This is a genomic window from Psychrobacter sp. PSP, assembly GCF_024085615.1.
GTDB classification, from domain to species: domain Bacteria; phylum Pseudomonadota; class Gammaproteobacteria; order Pseudomonadales; family Moraxellaceae; genus Psychrobacter; species Psychrobacter pacificensis.
The window spans coordinates 69,452-91,182 of sequence record NZ_JABLTF010000021.1 but is presented as its reverse complement, the minus strand read 5'-3'; the positions used below and the strand labels follow the sequence as shown (position 1 = coordinate 91,182).

At 40.1% G+C, this 21,731-nt stretch carries 19 protein-coding genes and 1 pseudogene; 3 read left to right on the top strand and 17 right to left on the bottom strand.

Annotation, left to right across the window (positions count from 1 at the left end):
- Positions 1-29 precede the first annotated feature (29 nt).
- Positions 30-278, top strand: a pseudogene (locus HL061_RS12200) (zinc ribbon domain-containing protein); the annotation flags it as partial.
- 228 nt (positions 279-506) lie between these two features.
- Here HL061_RS12200 and HL061_RS12195 read toward each other — a convergent pair.
- Complete coding sequence (locus HL061_RS12195; protein ID WP_058024364.1) at positions 507-1,796, bottom strand: adenylosuccinate synthase; 1,290 nt, start codon at positions 1,794-1,796, stop codon at positions 507-509.
- 147 nt (positions 1,797-1,943) lie between these two features.
- A complete protein-coding gene (locus tag HL061_RS12190; protein ID WP_252962876.1) occupies positions 1,944-3,239 on the bottom strand; it encodes an ATP phosphoribosyltransferase regulatory subunit in 1,296 nt (431 codons plus the stop codon).
- A gap of 487 nt (positions 3,240-3,726) precedes the next feature.
- Between HL061_RS12190 and HL061_RS12185 the strand changes: the two genes are divergently transcribed.
- Positions 3,727-4,116, top strand: a complete 390-nt coding sequence (locus HL061_RS12185; protein ID WP_058024362.1) for a DUF2237 domain-containing protein — start codon at positions 3,727-3,729, stop codon at positions 4,114-4,116.
- 94 nt (positions 4,117-4,210) lie between these two features.
- Entirely contained in the window at positions 4,211-5,425 is a 1,215-nt protein-coding gene (gene corA, locus HL061_RS12180; RefSeq protein WP_252962875.1) for a magnesium/cobalt transporter CorA, read from the top strand.
- 64 nt (positions 5,426-5,489) lie between these two features.
- Here corA and HL061_RS12175 read toward each other — a convergent pair whose 3' ends face one another.
- From HL061_RS12175 to tviB, 15 genes are all read right to left on the bottom strand, one after another.
- Positions 5,490-6,008, bottom strand: a complete 519-nt coding sequence (locus tag HL061_RS12175) for a phosphate-starvation-inducible PsiE family protein (RefSeq protein ID WP_240365313.1) — start codon at positions 6,006-6,008, stop codon at positions 5,490-5,492.
- Between the two features lie 99 nt (positions 6,009-6,107).
- Positions 6,108-6,986: a bifunctional methylenetetrahydrofolate dehydrogenase/methenyltetrahydrofolate cyclohydrolase FolD gene (gene folD / locus HL061_RS12170; RefSeq protein WP_252962874.1), complete on the bottom strand. Its 879-nt coding sequence runs from the start codon at positions 6,984-6,986 to the stop codon at positions 6,108-6,110.
- 229 nt (positions 6,987-7,215) lie between these two features.
- A complete protein-coding gene (locus HL061_RS12165) occupies positions 7,216-8,697 on the bottom strand; it encodes a capsule assembly Wzi family protein (protein ID WP_252962873.1) in 1,482 nt (493 codons plus the stop codon).
- Positions 8,698-8,723: 26 nt separating this feature from the next.
- Entirely contained in the window at positions 8,724-10,259 is a 1,536-nt protein-coding gene (locus tag HL061_RS12160; protein ID WP_252962872.1) for a hybrid nucleoside-diphosphate sugar epimerase/sugar transferase, read from the bottom strand.
- A 23-nt stretch (positions 10,260-10,282) separates the two neighbouring features.
- The gene (locus tag HL061_RS12155) at positions 10,283-11,401 is read right to left on the bottom strand and encodes a glycosyltransferase family 4 protein (RefSeq protein ID WP_252962871.1); all 1,119 of its coding nucleotides are present in this window, start codon (positions 11,399-11,401) and stop codon (positions 10,283-10,285) included.
- 27 nt (positions 11,402-11,428) lie between these two features.
- A complete protein-coding gene (locus tag HL061_RS12150) occupies positions 11,429-12,592 on the bottom strand; it encodes a hypothetical protein (RefSeq protein ID WP_252962870.1) in 1,164 nt (387 codons plus the stop codon).
- Between the two features lie 95 nt (positions 12,593-12,687).
- Complete coding sequence (locus tag HL061_RS12145; protein ID WP_252962869.1) at positions 12,688-13,767, bottom strand: glycosyltransferase; 1,080 nt, start codon at positions 13,765-13,767, stop codon at positions 12,688-12,690.
- Positions 13,768-13,772: 5 nt separating this feature from the next.
- A complete protein-coding gene (locus tag HL061_RS12140; RefSeq protein WP_252962868.1) occupies positions 13,773-14,918 on the bottom strand; it encodes a glycosyltransferase family 4 protein in 1,146 nt (381 codons plus the stop codon).
- Positions 14,905-15,453 (bottom strand): DapH/DapD/GlmU-related protein, encoded by a 549-nt coding sequence (locus HL061_RS12135; protein WP_252962867.1) that lies wholly within the window; start codon positions 15,451-15,453, stop codon positions 14,905-14,907. The genes HL061_RS12140 and HL061_RS12135 overlap by 14 nt, the downstream gene beginning before the upstream one ends.
- Positions 15,443-16,741, bottom strand: a complete 1,299-nt coding sequence (locus tag HL061_RS12130) for an oligosaccharide flippase family protein (protein WP_252962866.1) — start codon at positions 16,739-16,741, stop codon at positions 15,443-15,445. Before HL061_RS12130 ends, HL061_RS12135 begins: the two co-directional genes overlap by 11 nt.
- Before the next feature lie 4 nt (positions 16,742-16,745).
- Positions 16,746-17,825: a DegT/DnrJ/EryC1/StrS family aminotransferase gene (locus HL061_RS12125; RefSeq protein ID WP_252962865.1), complete on the bottom strand. Its 1,080-nt coding sequence runs from the start codon at positions 17,823-17,825 to the stop codon at positions 16,746-16,748.
- Position 17,826: 1 nt separating this feature from the next.
- Positions 17,827-18,408, bottom strand: a complete 582-nt coding sequence (locus HL061_RS12120) for an acyltransferase (RefSeq protein WP_252962864.1) — start codon at positions 18,406-18,408, stop codon at positions 17,827-17,829.
- Between the two features lie 12 nt (positions 18,409-18,420).
- Entirely contained in the window at positions 18,421-19,365 is a 945-nt protein-coding gene (locus tag HL061_RS12115) for a Gfo/Idh/MocA family oxidoreductase (RefSeq protein ID WP_252962863.1), read from the bottom strand.
- Between the two features lie 26 nt (positions 19,366-19,391).
- Positions 19,392-20,423, bottom strand: a complete 1,032-nt coding sequence (locus HL061_RS12110) for an NAD-dependent epimerase/dehydratase family protein (RefSeq protein ID WP_252962862.1) — start codon at positions 20,421-20,423, stop codon at positions 19,392-19,394.
- 29 nt (positions 20,424-20,452) lie between these two features.
- Complete coding sequence (gene tviB, locus HL061_RS12105; RefSeq protein ID WP_252962861.1) at positions 20,453-21,730, bottom strand: Vi polysaccharide biosynthesis UDP-N-acetylglucosamine C-6 dehydrogenase TviB; 1,278 nt, start codon at positions 21,728-21,730, stop codon at positions 20,453-20,455.
- Position 21,731: the final 1 nt, after the last annotated feature.

Genomic DNA, 21,731 nt, shown 5'->3' with positions numbered 1-21,731 from the left:
GCTAGGTTTGAGTAAGATTTTTGGAACGGTTGCTCATTAAGGTAAACCCACGTTACACCAGCCAAACCTGCTTTGAATGCAAGCATATTGCCAAGGAAAATAGACGCACTCAAGCAAACTTTGAGTGCGTCGAATGCAGGTATGTTACGAACGCAGATGTTAATGCGGCTCGTAATATATTAGCGGCAGGACATGCCGTTTTGTCTGCGGAGGGAGGATGCGTTAAAGGTCGCCCTTTGAAACAGAAAACTTGTGACCTTCGTGAGAAAGCCACCTAAGAGCTTATGCTTTTAGAATTCCCCACTTGAGCTTGGCGAAAGTGGTGGAAGTATGTCAATATAATGATTAAGCGTATAAATGATAGGATTAATTTATGGCGATAACTTACACAAAGATAAATTGAGCAAGGTTTTACCGCTCATCAATCTTCTTATTTACCAAAAATAAAACCCCAATGTTTGGCATCAGGGTTTTGTAAATAAAACAGACAATATCTTTATAACCAATTAAGCATCATACGGATCGCGTAATACAATCGTTTCTTCACGGTCAGGACCGGTCGAGATGATATCAACTGGGCAACCAATCAATTCTTCGATACGTTTGATGTAAATTTTAGCGTTTTCTGGTAGGTCATCATAGCTTGTGATACCAACGGTTGACTCGCTCCAGCCTTGTAGGGTTTCGTACTTAGGCGTTACTGACTCATAGAACTCAGCATCATGTGCGCCTGCACACTCAGTCTCAGGCAGGTTGTAGCCCACACCAATGAGCAACTCTTCAAGACCATCTAGTACGTCAAGCTTGGTCAGGCAGATACCTGACATAGAGTTCAGTACCACTGCACGGCGTAATGCCTCAGCATCAAACCAGCCACAGCGACGCGCACGACCAGTTGTTGCACCAAATTCGTGACCGACTTTGGCTAAGTGAGCACCAACATCATCGAACAATTCGGTTGGGAATGGACCACTACCAACACGCGTGGTATAAGCCTTGGTGATGCCCAATACATAATCTAAGTACAATGGACCGATACCTGTCCCCGTTGATACGCCACCAGCGGTTACGCTTGAGCTGGTCACAAACGGATAAGTACCATGATCGATATCAAGTAGGGTACCTTGCGCACCTTCAAACATTAGGTTTTTGCCAGCCAGACGCAATTGGTTAAGGTCTTCGGTGACATCAGTAACCATGCCATTAATCTCATCGCGCCACTCTTGGCAAAGCTTGTACGTCTCATCAAAGTCAATCGCGTCAACTTTGTAATACTCAGTTAATTGAAAGTTGTGATACTCAATCAAGTTACGTAGTTTTTCTTCTAGATCTTCACGGAACAAGTCAGCAAGCTTGATAGCACGGCGTGCGACTTTGTCTTCGTAGGCAGGGCCGATACCGCGACCTGTTGTACCAATTTTGCCGCTGCCGCGCTTGGCTTCACGAGCTTGGTCAAGGGCCACATGATAAGGCATGATAAGTGGGCAGTTGGGAGAGATACGTAGACGCTCACGTACTGGTACGTTGTTGTCTTCCAACTCTTTCATCTCTTTGAGCAATGCATCAGGCGCTAACACTACGCCATTACCGATAAAGCAAGTAACGCCTTCACGCAAGATACCTGATGGAATCAAATGCAAGACCGTGGTTTTGCCATCGACAACCAACGTGTGACCAGCATTATGACCGCCTTGGAAGCGAGCTACTGCTGAGGCTTTTTCGGTAAGTAAATCAACGATTTTACCCTTACCTTCGTCGCCCCATTGGCTACCCAAGACTACAACATTCTTACCCATGATCAATCCTTACCTTTATGTATTGAGGTGTGTGCAATAAAAGCTAAAAAATTAAAGTGACTTTATTGACTGTATCTTTTTATCTAACGAACAACATAGCGTTTTAATAACTGGTGCTTGATGCGCGTGTGTTTCACAAATGACTCATTAAACCGTTTGTAGCTGCCACTGATTGTCAGCAAAACTTAAGCGATGAGTGACGTCATTTGGGCTGTCCTGTGCGTCTAGTGGCATGGTGACGCGATAGCCTTGCTGACGTAGACTCTCAACTTGTTGTAAGAGTGTCTGCATCTCATCTTCGTTGGCATTGTTTATAGCAGCAAAATCAACTAGTACTGTGGTTGGTGCATCAAGCTGCGTATTCGCCAGCAAGCGACTAACATCCATACTAAAGCCTGTGGCAGCACGAAGTGTTTGCGTCTGGCTTTGCATACCGTCAAAACGTCCGCCGCGTACTAGTGGCTGCGTCTCACTATTAATATAACCGTTGAACACGATACCTGTATGATAGTGGTAGCCTGACAACTCTGTCACATCGATACTGACTGGGCACTGCCAGTGATTTTCTAAATAAGATTTGAGGCGTTGTAACTCATCGACAGCGGCCGCGATTTGATCGTCTTGTTGAGCTGTGTCTGACAATTTAGATAATAAGTTTGCAATATCATGACCAAAGCGTGCCAACACATAAAAATCATCGCCCATCGGCAAGTCTCGGCAGAGACGCTTAAGCTCTGGTAGGTTTTTATTGGCGTACAAGTACATCAATTGCTCAGTGGCGCTGTCTGGCAACTCAGCCAATTCGGCTAAACGCTTAAATATCGCCACATGACCCAAATCAATATGGAGCGCTGCACTTATATTGAGTTTATTGACCATGGTAAACAACACATCGATCAACTCAATATCTGCTGCCAGTGATGCACAGCCAAATATCTCAGCACCTAGCTGCAATGGTGTGCGTGAGCCAAACAATCCTGATGGCAGGGTATGAATCACATCACCGACATAGCAATAACGAGCAATCCCCGTACCGCCATGATGCGCATCAATACGCAAGATCTGCGGAGTAATATCAGCACGCACGCCCATTAGACGGCCCGTCAACTGATCGATAATCTTAAAGGTTTGACGTTTCAGATCTTCTGATGCATCACTCAGCAAAGATTCAGTAAACTCAATCATCGGCGGACAAACCAGCTGATAACCATGAGTGATAAGCTGCTCAATCAGTTGATGTCTAAGCACTTCTTGCTTATGGGCATCTTCAAACAGGACATCGACCACCCCATCAGGCAACAGCCAGCTATTGGCAACATCGCTGCCAAAGTTACTCAAGTACGGCATGCTATTAGATGCAGTACTGCTTTTGGCAGACTGAGTCACTGTTTCACTTGGAGGGTTTTGCTGGGCAGGTTTTGCAGAATCAGAACTAACAGACACAATAAATCCTTGTTTGGCGTATCGCTTACCAAAAACGCGGTACTGATGCGGTACTCAAAGGTTGTTTTACCAAGTATTGACGCCGAGTGTTTTTATTTTTAACGCGCAACATCATTGACCCAATTATTTATAAACAAACCAGGTGACTTTAAGAGGGTGAGTAATAAGTATAATTTGGAATGATAAGACGAGTATCTTCATGCGCTAAAAAATTGCGACCAATAATCAAGGCACTTTATGCTTTAGTTTAGCATAGCACTCAAGGTTCGCCTAGTGACAATTAGCCACAATCCGCATCTAATTACTGTCTAAATGCTTCTCATTAGTACGGTAGAGGCAGCCGTTGACACTCATATATTCAGCTCGGCATTGACTGACCACAATAGCGTTTATTTTTTGTTATACATACACTGATGAGCGTGATTACGGCAGCGTTATCAATACCGACTCATGGTACACTAACACATATTTTTATCTCGGAAGCCTTATGTCATCTGATTACCACCCAAACCCTGCCATCAACCAAACCAATGTCTTAGGTACAGCGCTTGCCAGCTGTTGCTTCGACCCTATCACTGGCTATTATCGCAATGGCTTTTGTCATACGGGCAACCATGATGTTGGTCAACATACCGTTTGTGCCAAGATGACCAGTGAGTTTTTAAACTTCTCAGCCAGTCGTGGCAATGACCTTATCACCCCGCTACCTGAATATAACTTTGCCGGTCTCAAGCCTGGTGATTACTGGTGTATCTGCGCCCTGCGTTGGGTCGAAGCACTAGATTTTGACATTGCTCCGCAGATAAAACTAGAAGCTTGCCACGAGAGCCTATTGGCATTGGTAGATATCGACACGCTAAAAAGCTATGCATTGTAAAAGGTTGTTCATAGATAGTGCGATCAAATGATAATGGCTTTGCTTAAGACAAGTTTTGATTCTTGCAGCTGTTTATTATATGACAGGAGGGTGTGTGGAAAACGACAACAACCAATTAATCAAAAAAACGGCTCACATTGCACCTGACTCTAATATGAGCCACATTTATGCCAATATGAATGACAGGCATCTCTACCTAGATGACGATGACAGCTATATCTACGGCGATGCTGAAGCCACGACTCAGGATACCATCGAGACCATGACGGTCTACGATCCTGACTCTGAGCGCTATGAAGACATTGATTCATCAAGTAAAGACGAAGTGGTTAATTGCTATGCGTATTCGCGAAAAACAGGCGAAAATCTAGACAAAATCGCCCTTACTGATGTGAGCCGTGCGCTGAGTAATAATGGTCAGTTTATTTGGCTCGGTCTTTACGACCCCAGCCTAGAGACCATGGTCAAGGTGAAAGACGCCTTTGATCTACACGAATTGGCGATTGAGGATGCCTTTGCTGACCACCAGCGAGCCAAGGTAGAGAACTATGACAATGATATGGTCTTTGTGGTGCTACGTACGGCCAAACTCGAAGACAACGTCATTCGTTATGGTACGACTGCGATATTTATGGGCAAAAACTACCTAATTACGATTCGTAATGGTCCGTCAAACTCCTATGCGCCTGTACGCGAGCACTGTCATCGTCGCCCAGAAAAGCTACGCATGGGTCCCATATTTGTACTCCATGCCATACTCGATTTTATCGTTGATAACTATATGCCGATCACTGATCGATTGGGACGATATTTGCGTGAGCAAGAGCGTTATGTCTTCACCTATGAATTTGATAAAGGCACATTAAAAAATCTGTATCAGCTCAAATCACAGCTGGTACATATGCGCGCTATCATCCTACCCGTGCAAGACATCTGTAGCTTCTTTATCAATCATAAAAAAAGCGAGATAGTCTCAGGGTTTTCTCAAGCAGCCAAGCCATATTTTCGCGATGTGAACGATCATCTCCTGCACTCATTGGATGCCATTAATGGTCTTAATGAGATGCTAAGCGTGGTCATGAACACTTATATGGCCATGGTCAATATGGGACAGAACGAAGTCGTTCGTAAACTTGCCGCCTGGGCGGGTATCCTTGCCGTCCCAACCGCTATCGCTGGTATTTACGGTATGAACTTTGATTTTATGCCCGAGCTGCATTGGAAATACGCTTACTTCGTTATTATGATAATCATCATCGCTCTTTGTAGCTTCTTGTATTACAACTTTAAGCGACTCAAATGGTTGTGATAACTCATTCATACACAAAAAAGGGCTACCACTGGTAGCCCTTTTTTATGCTGATCGTCAATCATTATTCGCGGCGGTGCTTGGTATGGCTGTCTGGATCTTGCGCATTATCAGGCAGTATAGCCTTGACCGTTAAATTTGCATACTGTCTATCAAGATTGTCTTCTGGGCGACCAAATGTTTTTGCCGTCCAAGTGAGTATGACAATAGCCCCACTCAATAGCATGATTGCCACGGAAATGGTGGCCAGCAACCATAGATGAAAATAATCTGACACTGCCTGCACATCAACCACTAGATGTCGTGATAAAGCCGTTATCGCAATAAATATCAAAAACTGTACGGGCAGACGATGGGTTTTAAAGTAAATCCCTATCATAGCCAGCAGCTCAAGATAAATGAATAGCATCAAAATATCTTTTAAATCCGCTGAGCCTTTTTGGACAATATAGATAAACTCTTTACCTGCCGTCCAGACCACCACCACGCTGATTAAAAATAAGATAACGTAATGACAGACATCGACAAACTCTCTACCAATACCTTGTAGTCGCTCATGAATACCTACGTCTTTTTTAGCCATTTTTAGGTCCTATCAACTAAGAGGTGGTTGATTTGGTCTGAGGCTACTTTGCCTCAAGCCCGTTATTTATTGGCAATCAGCACTCACATGACTATCTTTTTAGTTAATACCCAAACCTGCTGATTTTTCAGCCGCATCGACTGTCTGGCGAATAAGCGTGTTGATGGTCATTGGGCCAACGCCACCTGGCACTGGTGTATACGCGCTGGCAATGTTTTCCATGCCTTGCATTTCGATATCGCCAACACCGCCGTTATCCGTTGGATGAAAACCTGCATCAACAACTACCGCACCTTTTTTGATCCAAGCGGCTTTGATCAGCTCAGGCACACCCACAGCACCAACTACAATATCGGCACGCTTGATATGAGATTCTAAGTCTTGCGTTCTTGAATGACAGATAGTCACCGTACAGTTCGCATTCAATAGCATCATTGCCATTGGCTTACCCAAAATGGCACTACGTCCTACGACCACAGCCTCCAAACCCGCAAGCTCGATATTATGATGCGCGAGTAAATGCATAATGCCTTGCGGTGTGCATGAGCCGTAAGCGGATTGCTGCATCGCCATACGACCAAAACCAAGACAAGTCACACCATCGACGTCTTTTGCCAAATCGATTTGCTCAAAGCAAGCACGTTCATCGATATGCTCAGGGACAGGATGCTGTAACAAAATACCGTGTACGTCTGGATTGCTGTTTAGCTCATTTATCTTTGCCATGAGCTGCTCAGTGGTCGTGGCGCTTGGCATCTCAACACGTATAGAGTCCATGCCAACACGCTTGCAAGCGTTGCCTTTCATACGGACATAAGTGGCAGAGGCGGGATCGTCACCAACCAATATCGTCGCTAAGCTTGGGGTGCGTCCCGTTTTATCTTTGATCGCATCCACGCGCGTGCGTAGATCCTGTTCTATTTGTTTGGCAAGTGCTTTGCCGTCCAAAACGGTGGCGGACTCGTGGGCAATAGACATAGTAACTCCAATAGAGGATACGATATAAAAAAACAAAGACAGCGCGTGCAAGTACTTTGCATGCCTGTCTTTTGCTTCGTCAACCTTTGACTGATAATAATATTGTACCTGTGTACGCTGCAAAATCCTAGCGTGTATTGGGATACAACAAAAAAATGGCCTACTATAATTTAGTAGACCATTTGACTCTCATGTATTCACGTTATTTATTAGCCGCTATAGGCTTTGGCTAATAAGTCTGAAACTCTAGCCCAACGCCTGCTCCAATATCACTCGACTGAGTATCAGAGTCTACGCCCCATAAGCGAGATGTCACTAAAGTTTTTGGATTCAACTGATGCGCCCATGATATGTCAATAGCGGTCAGTTTATCTTTCATTGGAAATGCTTGGTTATCAGACTTTCCAGTGCGACGATCCAACTCTCCTGACTGATTAACCTTAGCATATTGCAGTTTTGTATTAACAAAGTTTCGACTATCTAGCCATAGCTTGCCACCTACTGATATGCTCTCTGCATCGCCGCCCAAAGAATGCCCGAGTGGATAGCCTTGCTGGTAGTACCCATCCGTATATGTACTATGATCATAGGATACGCCTCGGACTTTACCACTAGTACGTGTGTCTGCATATTCTGTATACAATTGATATGGCATACCATAAGCTTCAGAAGCGTAGTCTGCACCCGCCAAATACATGTTTTTAGCAGGCAAGCCGCCCGCTTCATCTTCACCAATATATTGACCGTAGATACTCGCAGGAATATTGATCAGTGGGGCAAGCTGCACCTTAGCATCAAAACCACCTAATTGATTAGCAGGGTCTTCACCAATCGTCGCACCATTGTCACCATTATCTTTAGTGCCTAAAATAGCATCACCAAAGGAGCTAAAACTCTCTGGACGACCCTCACCGCCCCACATAAAGGTTCGAGACGCACCAACTTCTAGCCATGGTAAAGGACTGGCCGTCAGACGAGCACCAAATAGCTTAGCATCTGGTACGGCATCATAATCTTCAAATTGACCTGCAAATAATTGATACTGCCATGGACCAACCCATGAAAGATAAGGCGAGGTTGGTGCATTTTGCGCATCACGTTGCATGGTGATACCTGCAACAGGGCGACTGGCATCGCCACGAATCAAACTGCCGTCAGTACCAGGACCCCACCATGTCGGGATCTGACCGGCAATCAACCATTGATTGGCAGCAGAGCCAGCAATATATGAGCCTTCAAAACTCAAATCATTACTGTCTTCGAGCAAACTGTCGTTTTTTAGATTGGCTTGAAGTTTCATTTCCCAATTTTCTTCACTCAAACTGAGCGCTGCTGAAACCTCTTGCCCTGCTAAATGGTTATCAGCAAAAGTTTGCGGCAACTGCTGACGATCGGTCTGTACATAAGCGTCTACTTCAGCCTTCACTAAGGAGTTGGGGTTTTTAGCAAGTGTGGCACGGACTGACTGTAGTACTTTTTGCTGTGCGTCAGTACTCACCTGAGCCGTGGTGATTGCTTTTGTAATTTCATTAGCAGTTAAAGGCCATGTACTGGTACTAATGTGAGTGACGCCTTGCGCATTTAACCATTCTAGCTCTGACTTGAGCTTCATATCATTCATATACAAATTCTGTGCTGAAGCACTCATCGACAATGTAGAAATAGCAAGTGAGCTACTGATAATGGCCAGCAAAGTCATTTTTTTAGACATGTTTGAATACTTCCCAATATTTAAGTTTATTTAACAGCATCCCCACTACCTTTGCCTAAAGCTGTTCTAGCAATATAGTAAAAGTAATTTTTCAAGTTGAGATTATCGATCATTTCTTTATCAGTTTTGGCTAAAAGCTTGGGAGTAGACATATCTACGCCACTTAACTGAGCTAGCCCTGTAATACCAGGTAACACGTCATAAACGCCTTGATCTGTTCTGGCTTTTATGAGTTCCTCTTGATTGAATAGATTAGGTCTCGGTCCGACTAAGCTCATCTCGCCTTTTAATACATTAATCAGCTGTGGCAGTTCATCAAGTTTGCTCTTGCGTAATACCTTACCCAATTTAGTGATAGAGCTGTTATCAGCTAAGTGACTAGCTACAGACGCTGTATCTACTTTCATAGTACGAAACTTCACTAGTTTAAAGGGCTTTTGGTCTTTACCGACACGTTCTTGCACAAATAAAGGCGAGCCTGTATCCAAGTAACCAATAGCAGTTGCACCAATTAACAAGGGTGACGCTGCTACTAACCCCGCAGCTGAGAACATAATATCCAATGGTCTTTGTAAAGGCATAGACTGGGAAGTTGCTAAACTTGACTTATAACATTTAGCAGTTTCCTGAATGGACTCACTAGTTGAATATTTAGGCTTCCAACCTAATAAGGTTTTAGCCTTACTAATATCTACTTGCAATGAGCCTGATAGCCTTTGAGCCACACCTGACTTACCAACTGCACTTGCTGCCGTATTAATAAATTCAACAGGTATATTTACCGCTTTGTTTTTAACGCCTAAGCCTTTTGATATCTCTTCTAACAAACCAGCGGTAGAAATATCATCATTGTCAGATATCAAAAATACTTCATTTTTAGCATCTTTGTGCTCGATACAGGTAATAATAGAATCAACCAAATTATCGACATATACTAAGCTACGTAAGTTCTTTTTGATGCCACCTATAGGAAGTGGAACACCTTTATAAGTCCATTTCATTAGCGATTGAAAATTACCTTTTACATTTTTACCATAAACTAAGGTCGGACGAATAATTACAACTTCTAATGGCGTAGTCTCTGCTAACTTGAGTAAACCCTGCTCAGCTTCATATTTTGAGATGCCATAAGGATCGGTAGGATTAGGCTTAGAACCTTCTGTATAAGGTTTACCGATCTTCGTGCCTTCACCATTAACTTTAATTGAGCTAATAAATATAAAACGCTTTACACCTGAATCAGCTGCTTGGCGAGCTAGATTTAAAGTCCCTTCCACATTTACTTTACGAAACTCAGTTAAAGGATCGGTAGACTTGTCATCCATTACATGCACACGAGCAGCTGTATGAACAACTACATCGACACTTTTTAGTGCATCACTCCAATCAGTGCTAGTTGTCAAATCATCAACTTTGACAATCCGTACAGCGTCCGACTGCTCATTAACATTACGCACAGCAATCGTTAAATCATAGCTCCCATCTGCTACAATACGTTTTTGTATAGCACTCCCAACAAACCCAGTTGCCCCAGTGAGAAGTAATCTATGTTTATTACTCATGGATAGATATCCTAAATCAAATTTCAATTGGTTTGCTGATAAATAGATAGATGCTGCTCTATCACTTTTTCAATCGCAAACTCTCGCTCTGCTAGCCGACGTCCAGCAATACCCATTTCTACTCGAAGCTCAGTATCTGTCACTAGCTTTTCAATAGCATTAGCTAATTCCTTCGAGTCTTTAACTGGAACTAATAATCCCGTCTTATTTTCTTCTATAGCATCACGGCATCCGGGTACATCTGTAGTAATCACAGCCCTTCCCGATGCGGCAGCCTCAATTAAAACTTTGGGTAATCCTTCGCGATAAGACGGTAGCACTACAACATTAGAGTCTCTAAATACAGTAGACATATCCTCCTGATATCCCAAAACAACTAGATTAGGAATGGTTTTCCATTCTTCAATATCTTTTTCTGTAGCGCTCGTATTATTACCTAAATCTAGATCTCCCACTATCTGATAGTTGGCTACCACACCTTTTTTATTCAGTAGTCTGATAGCTTCAATATATTCTGCTAACCCTTTATCGAATAGCAGACGTGCTGCGAAAGTCACTACAGGCGTATCATTTAAGTTTTCAGGAATAGACTGGAAGGTAGATAGGTCTATACCTGAACCACGTATGAGTGTAGTTTGCTCAGCCTTGACAGCTTTTAAATCTATTAATAACTGCTTGTCATCAGGATTTTGCAGTATAACTGTGGTTTTTTTAGAGCGTAAAGCAAAACGATATAAGCCTACTCCAATTTTTCGTTTTAAGTCTGCTTTAACACCTTCTGCCAAAAATAAAGTGCCTAACCCTGATACAGCAGCCACTACCTTATTAACTGATGTAAAGCGAGAAGCTATACCGCCATATAAAACAGGCTTAATAGTAACTAGATGCAATACATCTGGCTTAACATTATTTATAAGCTTCCAAATCGTCAATAAACTATTTAGCTCACTTGGAACACTACTACCATTACGGGTTAATGGTATCTCATGATGGACAAAACCGTTTTTTATAATAACTTGCACGGCTTCGCCAGTTCTAGTAGCTACGTGTACTCTGTACCCCTGCTCTTGAGCCGCTAGAGCGATTGGCAAGCGATGTGATAAGAAGAACCAAGGCTCGTTAATTATATATAATATTTTCAATTTTATTCCTATAAAACTAGTATAGACTCACTGCCTATAGAACAATATTCTTTTATTTGGAAATAGTTTATCAACCTTACAGTCAGCACAGACGAATAACACATACATAACTACGAAAGCATAGCGATAGCGTACTGCTGTACCATAATTCGCTACAACTAGTCCATATACAGACATGGATAGAGCTAAAAATAGTAGCCAGAATGCCAATCTGTCTGGACTTTTGTTCCAAGCCTGCCGAGTAATTAAGAATAAAATACCTAGCACTATTAAGTTTTCAAACGATTGTATAAATTGCAATGCGCTAGCAGCTTCCCAAGGTAAAGGCTTAGATAGAAAATAAAACCCCGAAGTTAAACCTTGAAATACAAAATCACTTATTCCTGATATCAGCCTAACATCACTTGGATCTCCACCATCTTCAACGAACATAGATACTCTATATTTATTGACTAAGGGTAAAGCTAAAGGAGCAGATAAAAGCAACGAACCCAAACCAATCATACCAATCGCTAATGCTTTAGTTAGCCCCATACCTTTTTTAGCTACATTAAATATAAAATAAATTAATACTATTGGAGCAACGATATAGAAATTTTGGAATTTAATAAGGTATATGGGTATTATACTAATAACACTCTTTAATATACTTGACTCTCTAGCATAAATGATAGCTAAAACCATAAAAAATAATATCAAAGTATCTCTTAAACTAAGCCCAGTATATAAAGCCAGACTCGGAAACAATAAGTAGAACCATATAGAGAAGCCTGTAAATATATTTTTTTTATACAGAACAAAAAAAAGTACTATATATATAAAAGTATTATAAAACCCCAAACTAATAACAGAAAATGGGGCTGGGAACGGTAATACTGATAAGAAAGCACTAGCCTGTAAAACATTTCCAGAATCGCTCAAAGCTTCGAAAAAACTAACCTCACCCGATCTTATTTGATTTACTGCAGTCCAGTATTTAAATTGATCAGGCATATATGAGGAGCTAAATAAGAAATCATTAAGAAAAAAAGGTAGTAAGCAGTGTGTGAATAGTAAAAGTTGATAATTAAGTGGAACTCGAAATTTGTATCCAAAAATAATTACCGTAAGCAAACAGATTAGCAAGCTTGGTAAATCAAACAAACGAATGCCTAAGAAGCCATAGCTATGAATCAAATTTAAATGTGACATCCGAAATCTCTACAATTATAATGTAAGAACTAGCTCAAAAAACAACATACAACATTATGATTTTTTAGAACTTTTAAAATTATATACTTTTTATATTAGTTATATAGTTTAAGGTAGGATTTCACACTGGCATCAAGGGAATAAATATTGATTATTCGTTTACGCGCATTTATACCAATTTTATGACTTTCCTCAATATTCAAACTTAATGCTTTATTTATTGTTTTCGCTAACAGAGAACTATTACTAGGATCAACAAGAAAACCTTCTGAACCAACTACTTCTGAAACACCACCACAATCTGTAGCAACAACAATACGCTCACAACTCATCGCTTCTGCAACAACAAGTCCGAAGCCCTCCCATGCTGAAGGTAATACAAATATATCTGCCATAGAAAGTAACGACGGGATATCTCGCCTAACACCTAAAAAAGTAATATTATCTTTTAAGCCCATTGAATTTACTAGACTATGCAGCTCATCTTTCAATGAACCATCCCCCACAATAAAAAACCTATAATCCTGTCGATTAGCAAGTTTTTGGACTGCTCTAAATAGATTGGGATAATCTTTTTGCTCAGAGAGACTTCCTATAGAAATCAGCACTTTTGTATCTTTATTAATATCAAATTGATTGCGCAATAAATCTCGTTCGACTTGATCAAATTTGAAATAGTCTGTGTCTATACCATTATATACAGTAGATATCTGTGACTTCTTAAAAGCTTTTTTTGCAACTAAACTGTCTGTCGCCTCTTCGCTAACATTAGTATTAATATCAGACAAAAAATTAGTTAATTTATATGCAAACATTCTAATCTGTCCACCCTCATTAGAATTATGGACAGTACAAATCAATTTGTTAATAGGGGTAATACTATTTACTATTCTACAAAGAATATTTGAATGAAACATATGAGAATGCACAACATCAGGTTGATAGTTTAAAATAATATTTCGTAAGCGTTTTGCTGCAGCAAACAGTCTAGAAAAGGATTCTAAATTTAACCTTATAATTTCTATATCTTTAGAGTTTGGTGTAACGTCAGCATTCCCAACTAAGTAGACTATTTTTACAGAGTGACCTGCATCAACCATACGATCAGCAACTGTAGTGACTACTCTTTCTGCCCCTCCCACCCCTAATCCTGTAATCACATATAAAATTTTCATAACGTTCACCCACTTTCCACTAAACTAAAAAACTTTTCGACATGATTTTTTATAGAATATTCCTTACTTAGCTTTTTAACTTTATTAGATTTTTTTATTGCTACATCAATATTATTTTTTACCTTAAGAAAGGTACTGGCTAATTCTGTTTTATTATCTTGTTCAACAAAATACGCACTTGTATCATCTACAACGTTTCTAAAGATATTATTGTCCCAACAAACCATTATTTTTCCTGCTGCCATCTGTTCTATAAGCGCATTTGAAACACCACCACCACCCAAAAAATCCGTCAGATAAGTGAGAGCTACGCAGCAATGCATTTTTGCTAACAGCTCAGGTAGCTCAGAGTTTGGAACAGCGCCATAACTTTTAACAATGCCTCTTTTTGCATAAGTTTCAACCTCTTCTCGATATGGACCGTCACCAATAATATGAAACTCAATATCACTCATATTTTTGTTTTTGTACAAAATATCTGCTGCTTCTAAGAACGCTTTTATGCCTTTTACTTCTGAAAGCCTGCCTACGAATGCAATCTTAAAATTACCTTCGAAACTTGGCTCTTCTAAATTACTCCACCTTTCCAAATCAATAGAGTTTTTTATAACACTGCATTTCACACCTTTTTCTCTATAAAAATCTGCGGTATCATTACCATTTGCAATAATGATATCAAAGAAATTATTTATCAAGAATATCTCTAATTTCAAAATCAATTTTTGAGTGAACGGGTTTAGTGCATATCCTTTTTCTTTCGTGTAGATGGTACGCAGCCATAGTATTTTATTTCCCGAAACCCCTCTCAAGGAATATCCTGCCAACGTTGCCAGAGCTTCATTTAGACTACCTACTGCTAAAACATCAGTTGCTTGTTTTTTCTTAAAGAAAAAATTTTTCAGAACAAAACCTATATATCCTATTGATATAGGAACTTTCTTACAGTTGTGGGTATATGTATAGTGTTGATCAATAAGATTCTTATTGTTTTCCAGCAGTATATTATTACTATCTAAATCCAATGTTATTAGATTAAATCTTACCTTGCCATTATCTTCATCGATATAATTTAAAAAATTATTTAACCAGGTTTCTCTACCACCGTCACCCAAGCCAAGCTTAGACAGCATTACTAAATCAATATTTTTCATTTTTGGGAATCCTTTTTGCTGGTATTCCTACTAAAATAGAGTCTTCTTCAGAAAAGCTTTTAGTAACCACAGCATTTGCACCTACAGAACATCCATTTGCGATACTTACAGGACCAAATATTTTTGCCCCGGGACCTATATAGCAATTATCACCAATGACAGGGCATAAGGTTTTCGCTATCTCTGGTGCATAAAAGCCAGCTTGACCACCAATATTTACTCCAACATGAATACGGCAGTTTTTACCAATTCTGGCATTTGGATTCACGACAATATTGCCATAATGTACAATACATAACCCATGACCAAATACATTAGGCGGAATAGAAAATCCTAATCGAATAGATAGACGATAAAAGTATATTTTGAATATATGACGCCATATTGATTTTTTATTTACTAGTAGTTCGTAATACCTAAGTGCTACTTGAAACCTAATAACAGGATTGGCAAGATGACGCCAGCGAAATTTTATTTTTCTTTGTTCAAGATCTTTTGATACAAAGTATTTAAAGTTTTTATAGTTATTTACCATTTGCAAGTCCTTCTCCTAACCTCAAATATCTCATAATAACAGCCAGGTATAGGGCATAGAATATAAATCCAGATATAGCGTAATACTCAAAAGATAAGTCTGGTTCGATCTTACATATTAAGAGCAAGACTATAACTCTAAGAAAAAAACCTACTAGTTGTAGTATTAGCGCGGCTTTTTGATTACCTGTAACATGTAATGCCATAGATACAGGAGAACTCAAGATCTGCATGATAAACCAAGGTATCATCCATACCATCATATAACCCGCTTCGCTCCACTCACTACCAAAAGCAATCGGAAATAAAAATGGCGAGGCTACTCCTATCAATATAAGGGGCAGTATAGAGATTTTCGCTATCTTTTTTACTGTTTCAATGGTATAGCTTCGAAGCTCATTGTTATTATAGTATTCAGATGCATGGGAAAGGTATACTTGTGCAATGGCACCACCTATTAATGCAGTAGGTATAGCCATTACTTTCATAGCAAGCATAAGGTAGCCTGCTTCGGCGTCTTCTGATACTGCCCCAATAATAACTATTGGTAACTGTATAGCTGTAATATGGGCTAATGCTTCAAACGTAGAAAACTTTGGGAATTTATCGTATTTCTTGGCATTTTTCTTTAGCTTTCTAACAGATATATTTTTGAACAGATGACCGCTCTCTTTCCATAATGCAGAAAACAATCTGATAATACCTGCTGAAAAGTTCACAATTTGTCCAATGATTAGACCGATAGCGCCAAAACCTATATAACCTCCAGCAATCTGTACTGTTGAGCTAGATATTGATTGTGTCATGCGCGTCTTGGCTATTGTAGAAAACTGTTTCTGTCTGGTAGTCCAATACTGTAAGGTATTGTATAAACCAGCAAAGAAGACACCTATCGGTATGAGCCATAAATAAGGCTCGAGGTCAGGCTGCTGAATCAGTGATATTATCTGATCCTCAAAAAACAAGACAGCAATTAATAATAACAGCGTTATGAAAACATTACTTAGCAGAGCCAAAGTAAATAAACATAAAGCATTTTCGTCATTTTTTGGTAAAGGAATAGCAATTTCAAAACGTAAACAAGTAGCGACTGCCAATATACCTAATATTGAAGAATAAATTGCAAATAGAGCAAACTCCTGTGGGCTATAGAGCCTAGTAATAATGGGTAAAACTAGAACGCCTATAGCTTGAGCAAAAGCCGTACCACCTGCCAGAATACTGACAGATTTCAAAAAACCACCTTGTGCTTGAAATCTATCCTTAACTTTTCGTATAACAGATGGCATTTTTTTAGCCTAAAATAGCGTTTGTGATAACTTGCTGATCTGCTTCTGTCAAATAAGGGTGTATGGGTAAACTAAGTACTTCTTCTGCAACTAAGTCACCTATGGGCAAAACTGCATCAATATTTTTAACAGCAGGCTGTTTGTTTAAAGGAATAGGATAATGGACCGCAGTAGGAATACCTTGCTCTTTCAACTTAGTTTGTATTCCATTACGATTCTTTACTCTAATCGTGTATTGAGCCCATGCACTACTATTATAACTTTCAATAAAAGGTGTTATTAATGTACTAGCACCTGAAAATAAGTCGTTGTACCTTTCTGCAATTCGCTCCTTCGCCTGAATCTCTTCGTCCAAGATTTTTAATTTTGGTAGTAAAATAGCAGCTTGGAGAGTGTCCAAACGACTATTTACACCTATACGCACATGGTGATACCGACGATCTTGACCGTGACGCGCTATTTGGCGTATAACAGTAGCTAATTCTTCATCATTAGTAAAGATAGCACCACCATCACCATAACAACCTAAGGGTTTGCTAGGAAAAAAACTGGTACAAGCGATTGTGGTCAGGTTGCAAGACTTTTTGCCTTTATAACTTGCACCAAAGCTCTGTGCAGCATCTTCAATGACTGGCAGATTATATTTAGCAGCAATAGCATTGATAGCATCAAAGTCTGCACACTGACCATAGAGGCTAACACCGATGATGGCTTTGGTACGCGGTGTAATGGCAGCCTCAAGCTGTTCAACATCGAGATTATATGTCTTTGGATTAATATCCACATAGATAGGTTTGGCACCAAGTACGGCAACGGTTTCCGCTGTCGCAATGTAGGTAAACCCTGGTGTAATGACTTCATCACCAGGACCTATGCCAAATGCCATCTGTGCTATTTGTAGCGCATCAGTACCATTGGCACAAGTAATACAATATTTTGCACCCGTATACTCTACTAGCTTTTCTTCAAGCTCATGAACTTCAGGGCCTAAAATATACTGACCGTGAGCCAATACTTTTTGGATATTAGCATTTAGTTTATCTTTTATTCTATCTTGCTGTGCGACTAGATCAATGAAATTCATCTTAGCACTCCTTAGTTACTGTACCGTCGGCTAATCTATACTTAGCGCCTGTATGGATACAGCTGGTCTCACCACTACCCGTTAATGGTAAATCTAAACGCTCACCGTACTCACTCATCCAGCCTATTTGCTTGGCAGGAACACCGACCATCAATGCATAATCTGGCACATCTTTATTGACCAATGTTGCAGCACCGATAAAAGCAAACTTACCAATAGTGTTGCCACATATGATCGTACAATTAGCACCCATAGAAGCGCCTGTCTTTACCAGTGTGCTCATGTACTCATCTTTTCTATCAACGAATGATCTAGGGTTATAGACATTGGTAAAGACCATACTTGGACCACAAAACACACCATCTTCCAAAGTAACATTGTCATAAATAGAGACATTATTTTGTATTTTGCAATCGTTGCCGATGACAACTTTATTACCGATAAAAACGTTTTGACCCATAGAACATCTTTCACCGATTACAGCTTCAGCACAGATATGAACGAAGTGCCAAACACGGCTATCTTTCCCTATTTGAGCACCATTATCGACTATTGCGCTCGGGTGCTGGTAGTAATCACTCATTATTCTATCTCCTTATTTATTCAAGAATGGATGATAATCACCTGTCAACCCAATAGGCTGCGTATCGCGAATATGTTTAACTGTGTTGATTGCTGTACGATTTTCTTCTAACCCAAAACCATTACCTTTTAATATTTCTTCATAACTACGATTATGTAAGTCCGTAAAACCACCTGAAAACTCGATTTCTTCACCATCTACAGTGATTGAACGAAATGTACGTTGTCCGGTACTTAAGACCTCATTTGGCACATCTTCTACATCAATAGATAAAAACCAGCGTACACGCGCATTTTCATACTCTAAATAGCCTGAAGATTTAGTTTCTGAAACATAATGTACAATATTTTGCTGTAAATCGCCAAATATAAAGTGCAGCATATCGAAGAAATGCACGCCTATATTAGTTGCAATTCCTCCCGACTTATTGATATCACCTTTCCATGACTGTAGATACCACTTTCCTCTTGAAGTGATATAAGTTAGATCGACTTCGTATTTATGATCACGAATTTGGCTTTTAACTTTTTCTCTAAGTTCAATAATTGCAGGATGTACTCTCAATTGTAGAATGGTATTTATTCTATGACCAGTATCTTTCTCTATTTCCAACAGACCATCAATATTCCACGGATTTAACACTAATGGCTTTTCACAAATCGCATCTGCGCCACTGCGTAAAGCAAAACGCATATGAGAATCGTGTAGATAGTTTGGTGAACAAATTGACATAAAATCAATTTTATTATCATTAGATTGACGACTTAATTTATCTACATGACGATCAAATCTCTCAAATTCTGTAAAAAAATGTGCTTGAGGGAAGTGACTATCGATAATACCTACTGAATCGTTAGGATCATAAGCAGCAGATAGGTCATTTCCAGTAGCTTTAATCGCTTGCATATGTCTTGGAGCGATATAACCAGCCGCTCCTATTAAGGCAAATCTCTTCATTTTGTATCCTATTATTAAATTCAAGACTATTTTTTGTTTGTCACATACCAAGGCATTGCTTTCTCAATACCTTGAATAATATCGAACTGTGGCTCGTAGCCTAGTGCATTTTGTATTTTGCTAATGTCGGCTTGGCTATGACGAACATCCCCTGCTCTAAAATCTCGATAGACTGCTTCTTGAGTGTAGCTAATTCCATTAGTACTTAAATGCTCTTTAAGTGCTGAAAACAGTGTATTAAGGGTCGTACGACCACCGACAGCGACATTATATACCTGATTTTTAGCGTCAGGGTCAGTCGTAGTTGCTGCTAGGATATTTGCTTGTACAGCATTTTCAATAAAATTGAAGTCACGACTGGTCTCGCCATCGCCATTGATGAAAACCTCATCACCTGTAATCATAGCGGCCGTCCATTTCGGTATCACCGCCGCATAGGCACCATCTGGTGTTTGACGCTTACCAAAGATATTGAAATACCGTAGACCGATCGTCTTAAAGCCATAAGTACGTGAGAATACATCTGCATATAGCTCATTGACATATTTAGTCACCGCATACGGCGATAAAGGATTACCGATATTTTCTTCAACCTTAGGCAACGCCGGATGATCACCGTATGTTGAGCTACTAGCAGCATAAGTAAAGCTAGCTACATTAGCATCACGAGCGGCTACCAACATATTTAAGAAGCCTGAAATATTAGTCTCATTGGTTGCGATAGGATCAGCGATAGAGCGCGGTACTGAGCCTAGCGCTGCTTGGTGCAGCACGTAATCAACGCCTTGACAGGCTTTCGAACAATCAGTTAACTGACGAATATCACCTTCTATAAAAGTAAAACCTTCCCACTGTTCAGCGCTTACTAAACTTTTCACTTCATCTAAATTATGCTGAAAACCTGTGGCAAAATTGTCCAGTCCCACCACAGTCTGATTAAGTTTAAGTAACGTCTCAAGCAAATTAGAACCTATAAAGCCTGCTACACCTGTGATAAGCCATGTTTTAGGTGATTCTATTAGTAACTCTTTAATTTTCTGGTATGCTGTCGCTGTCATATACTCTTCTCTTATGTGGCACTACAAAGTTATAGGCGAATATCGGTATCTTCTTTAGCGAATACATATTTTAAATCATAGAGTACATGATTGACTTTACCTAAGTTTCGAATGTGCTCTGCCCCCATATCGACAAACTCACTGTGAGCTACTGCTAAAATAATGCTGTCATAGCTATCGGCTGTAGGCTCATTGACAGGCTTAACACCGTACTCTTTTTGAGCCTCTACAGCATCTACCCATGGGTCGTACACATCGACATCGATATTATATTCTTGCAGCTCGTGTACGATATCGATGACTTTGGTATTACGTACATCAGGACAGTTTTCTTTAAAACTCAAGCCTAATACCAGAACCTTGGCACCTTCAACCTGAATACGTTTTTTGATCATGGTTTTGACCAGTTGTGTGACCACATACTCACCCATACTGTCATTTAGGCGGCGGCCAGCCAATATAATCTCGGGGTTATAACCGATTGCTTGAGCCTTATGCGTCAAGTAATACGGATCGACACCGATGCAGTGACCACCGACCAGACCTGGGCGGAATGGCAAAAAGTTCCATTTAGTGCCTGCCGCTTCTAAGACTGCTTGGGTATCGATATTCATTTTGTTAAAGATAACCGCAAGCTCATTGATCAGCGCAATATTGACATCTCGTTGTGTATTTTCGATAACTTTTGCTGCCTCCGCTACCTTAATACTAGGTGCTTTATGAGTACCAGCAGTGATGATTAAGTTATAGACTTCGTCGACAAAGTCCGCAATCTCAGGCGTTGAACCAGCTGTGACTTTCAGGATGTTAGTAACACGGTGCTCTTTATCACCAGGATTGATACGCTCAGGACTATAACCCGCATAGAAATCTTGATTAAAGGTTAGGCCTGATACCTGCTCTAGTACAGGGATACAAACTTCTTCTGTGGCGCCAGGGTAAACGGTCGATTCATAAACCACAATGTCATCTTTTTTAAGTAGACTACCGATGGCTTCTGAGGCTTTGATTAAAGGGGTCAGATCTGGCTGCTTATACCCATCAATCGGTGTCGGTACAGTCACAATAAAGAAGTTACAGTCCTTTAACTCATTGATATCTGAGCTGTATCTTAAATGTGTAGCTTCTGCTAACTCCTCTTCACTGACCTCTAAAGTATGATCAATACCTGTATTAAGTGCTGAAATACGTTCAGCATTGATATCAAAGCCTATAACCGAATGATTTTTACCGAACTCTACTGCTAATGGTAGCCCCACGTAACCAAGACCAATAACGGCAATTTTAATATTATCAATATTTAGCATA

Excerpts from the sequence above, each read along its gene's own strand:
- HL061_RS12195 (WP_058024364.1), bottom strand. The coding sequence starts at position 1,796 with ATGGGTAAGAATGTTGTAGTCTTGGGTAGCCAATGGGGCGACGAAGGT.
- HL061_RS12185 (WP_058024362.1), top strand. The coding sequence starts at position 3,727 with ATGTCATCTGATTACCACCCAAACCCTGCCATCAACCAAACCAATGTC.
- HL061_RS12175 (WP_240365313.1), bottom strand. The coding sequence starts at position 6,008 with ATGGCTAAAAAAGACGTAGGTATTCATGAGCGACTACAAGGTATTGGT.
- folD (WP_252962874.1), bottom strand. The coding sequence starts at position 6,986 with ATGTCTATTGCCCACGAGTCCGCCACCGTTTTGGACGGCAAAGCACTT.
- HL061_RS12165 (WP_252962873.1), bottom strand. The coding sequence starts at position 8,697 with ATGTCTAAAAAAATGACTTTGCTGGCCATTATCAGTAGCTCACTTGCT.
- HL061_RS12160 (WP_252962872.1), bottom strand. The coding sequence starts at position 10,259 with ATGAGTAATAAACATAGATTACTTCTCACTGGGGCAACTGGGTTTGTT.
- HL061_RS12150 (WP_252962870.1), bottom strand. The coding sequence starts at position 12,592 with ATGTCACATTTAAATTTGATTCATAGCTATGGCTTCTTAGGCATTCGT.
- HL061_RS12145 (WP_252962869.1), bottom strand. The coding sequence starts at position 13,767 with ATGAAAATTTTATATGTGATTACAGGATTAGGGGTGGGAGGGGCAGAA.
- HL061_RS12140 (WP_252962868.1), bottom strand. The coding sequence starts at position 14,918 with ATGAAAAATATTGATTTAGTAATGCTGTCTAAGCTTGGCTTGGGTGAC.
- HL061_RS12135 (WP_252962867.1), bottom strand. The coding sequence starts at position 15,453 with ATGGTAAATAACTATAAAAACTTTAAATACTTTGTATCAAAAGATCTT.
- HL061_RS12130 (WP_252962866.1), bottom strand. The coding sequence starts at position 16,741 with ATGCCATCTGTTATACGAAAAGTTAAGGATAGATTTCAAGCACAAGGT.
- HL061_RS12125 (WP_252962865.1), bottom strand. The coding sequence starts at position 17,825 with ATGAATTTCATTGATCTAGTCGCACAGCAAGATAGAATAAAAGATAAA.
- HL061_RS12120 (WP_252962864.1), bottom strand. The coding sequence starts at position 18,408 with ATGAGTGATTACTACCAGCACCCGAGCGCAATAGTCGATAATGGTGCT.
- HL061_RS12115 (WP_252962863.1), bottom strand. The coding sequence starts at position 19,365 with ATGAAGAGATTTGCCTTAATAGGAGCGGCTGGTTATATCGCTCCAAGA.
- HL061_RS12110 (WP_252962862.1), bottom strand. The coding sequence starts at position 20,423 with ATGACAGCGACAGCATACCAGAAAATTAAAGAGTTACTAATAGAATCA.
- tviB (WP_252962861.1), bottom strand. The coding sequence starts at position 21,730 with ATGCTAAATATTGATAATATTAAAATTGCCGTTATTGGTCTTGGTTAC.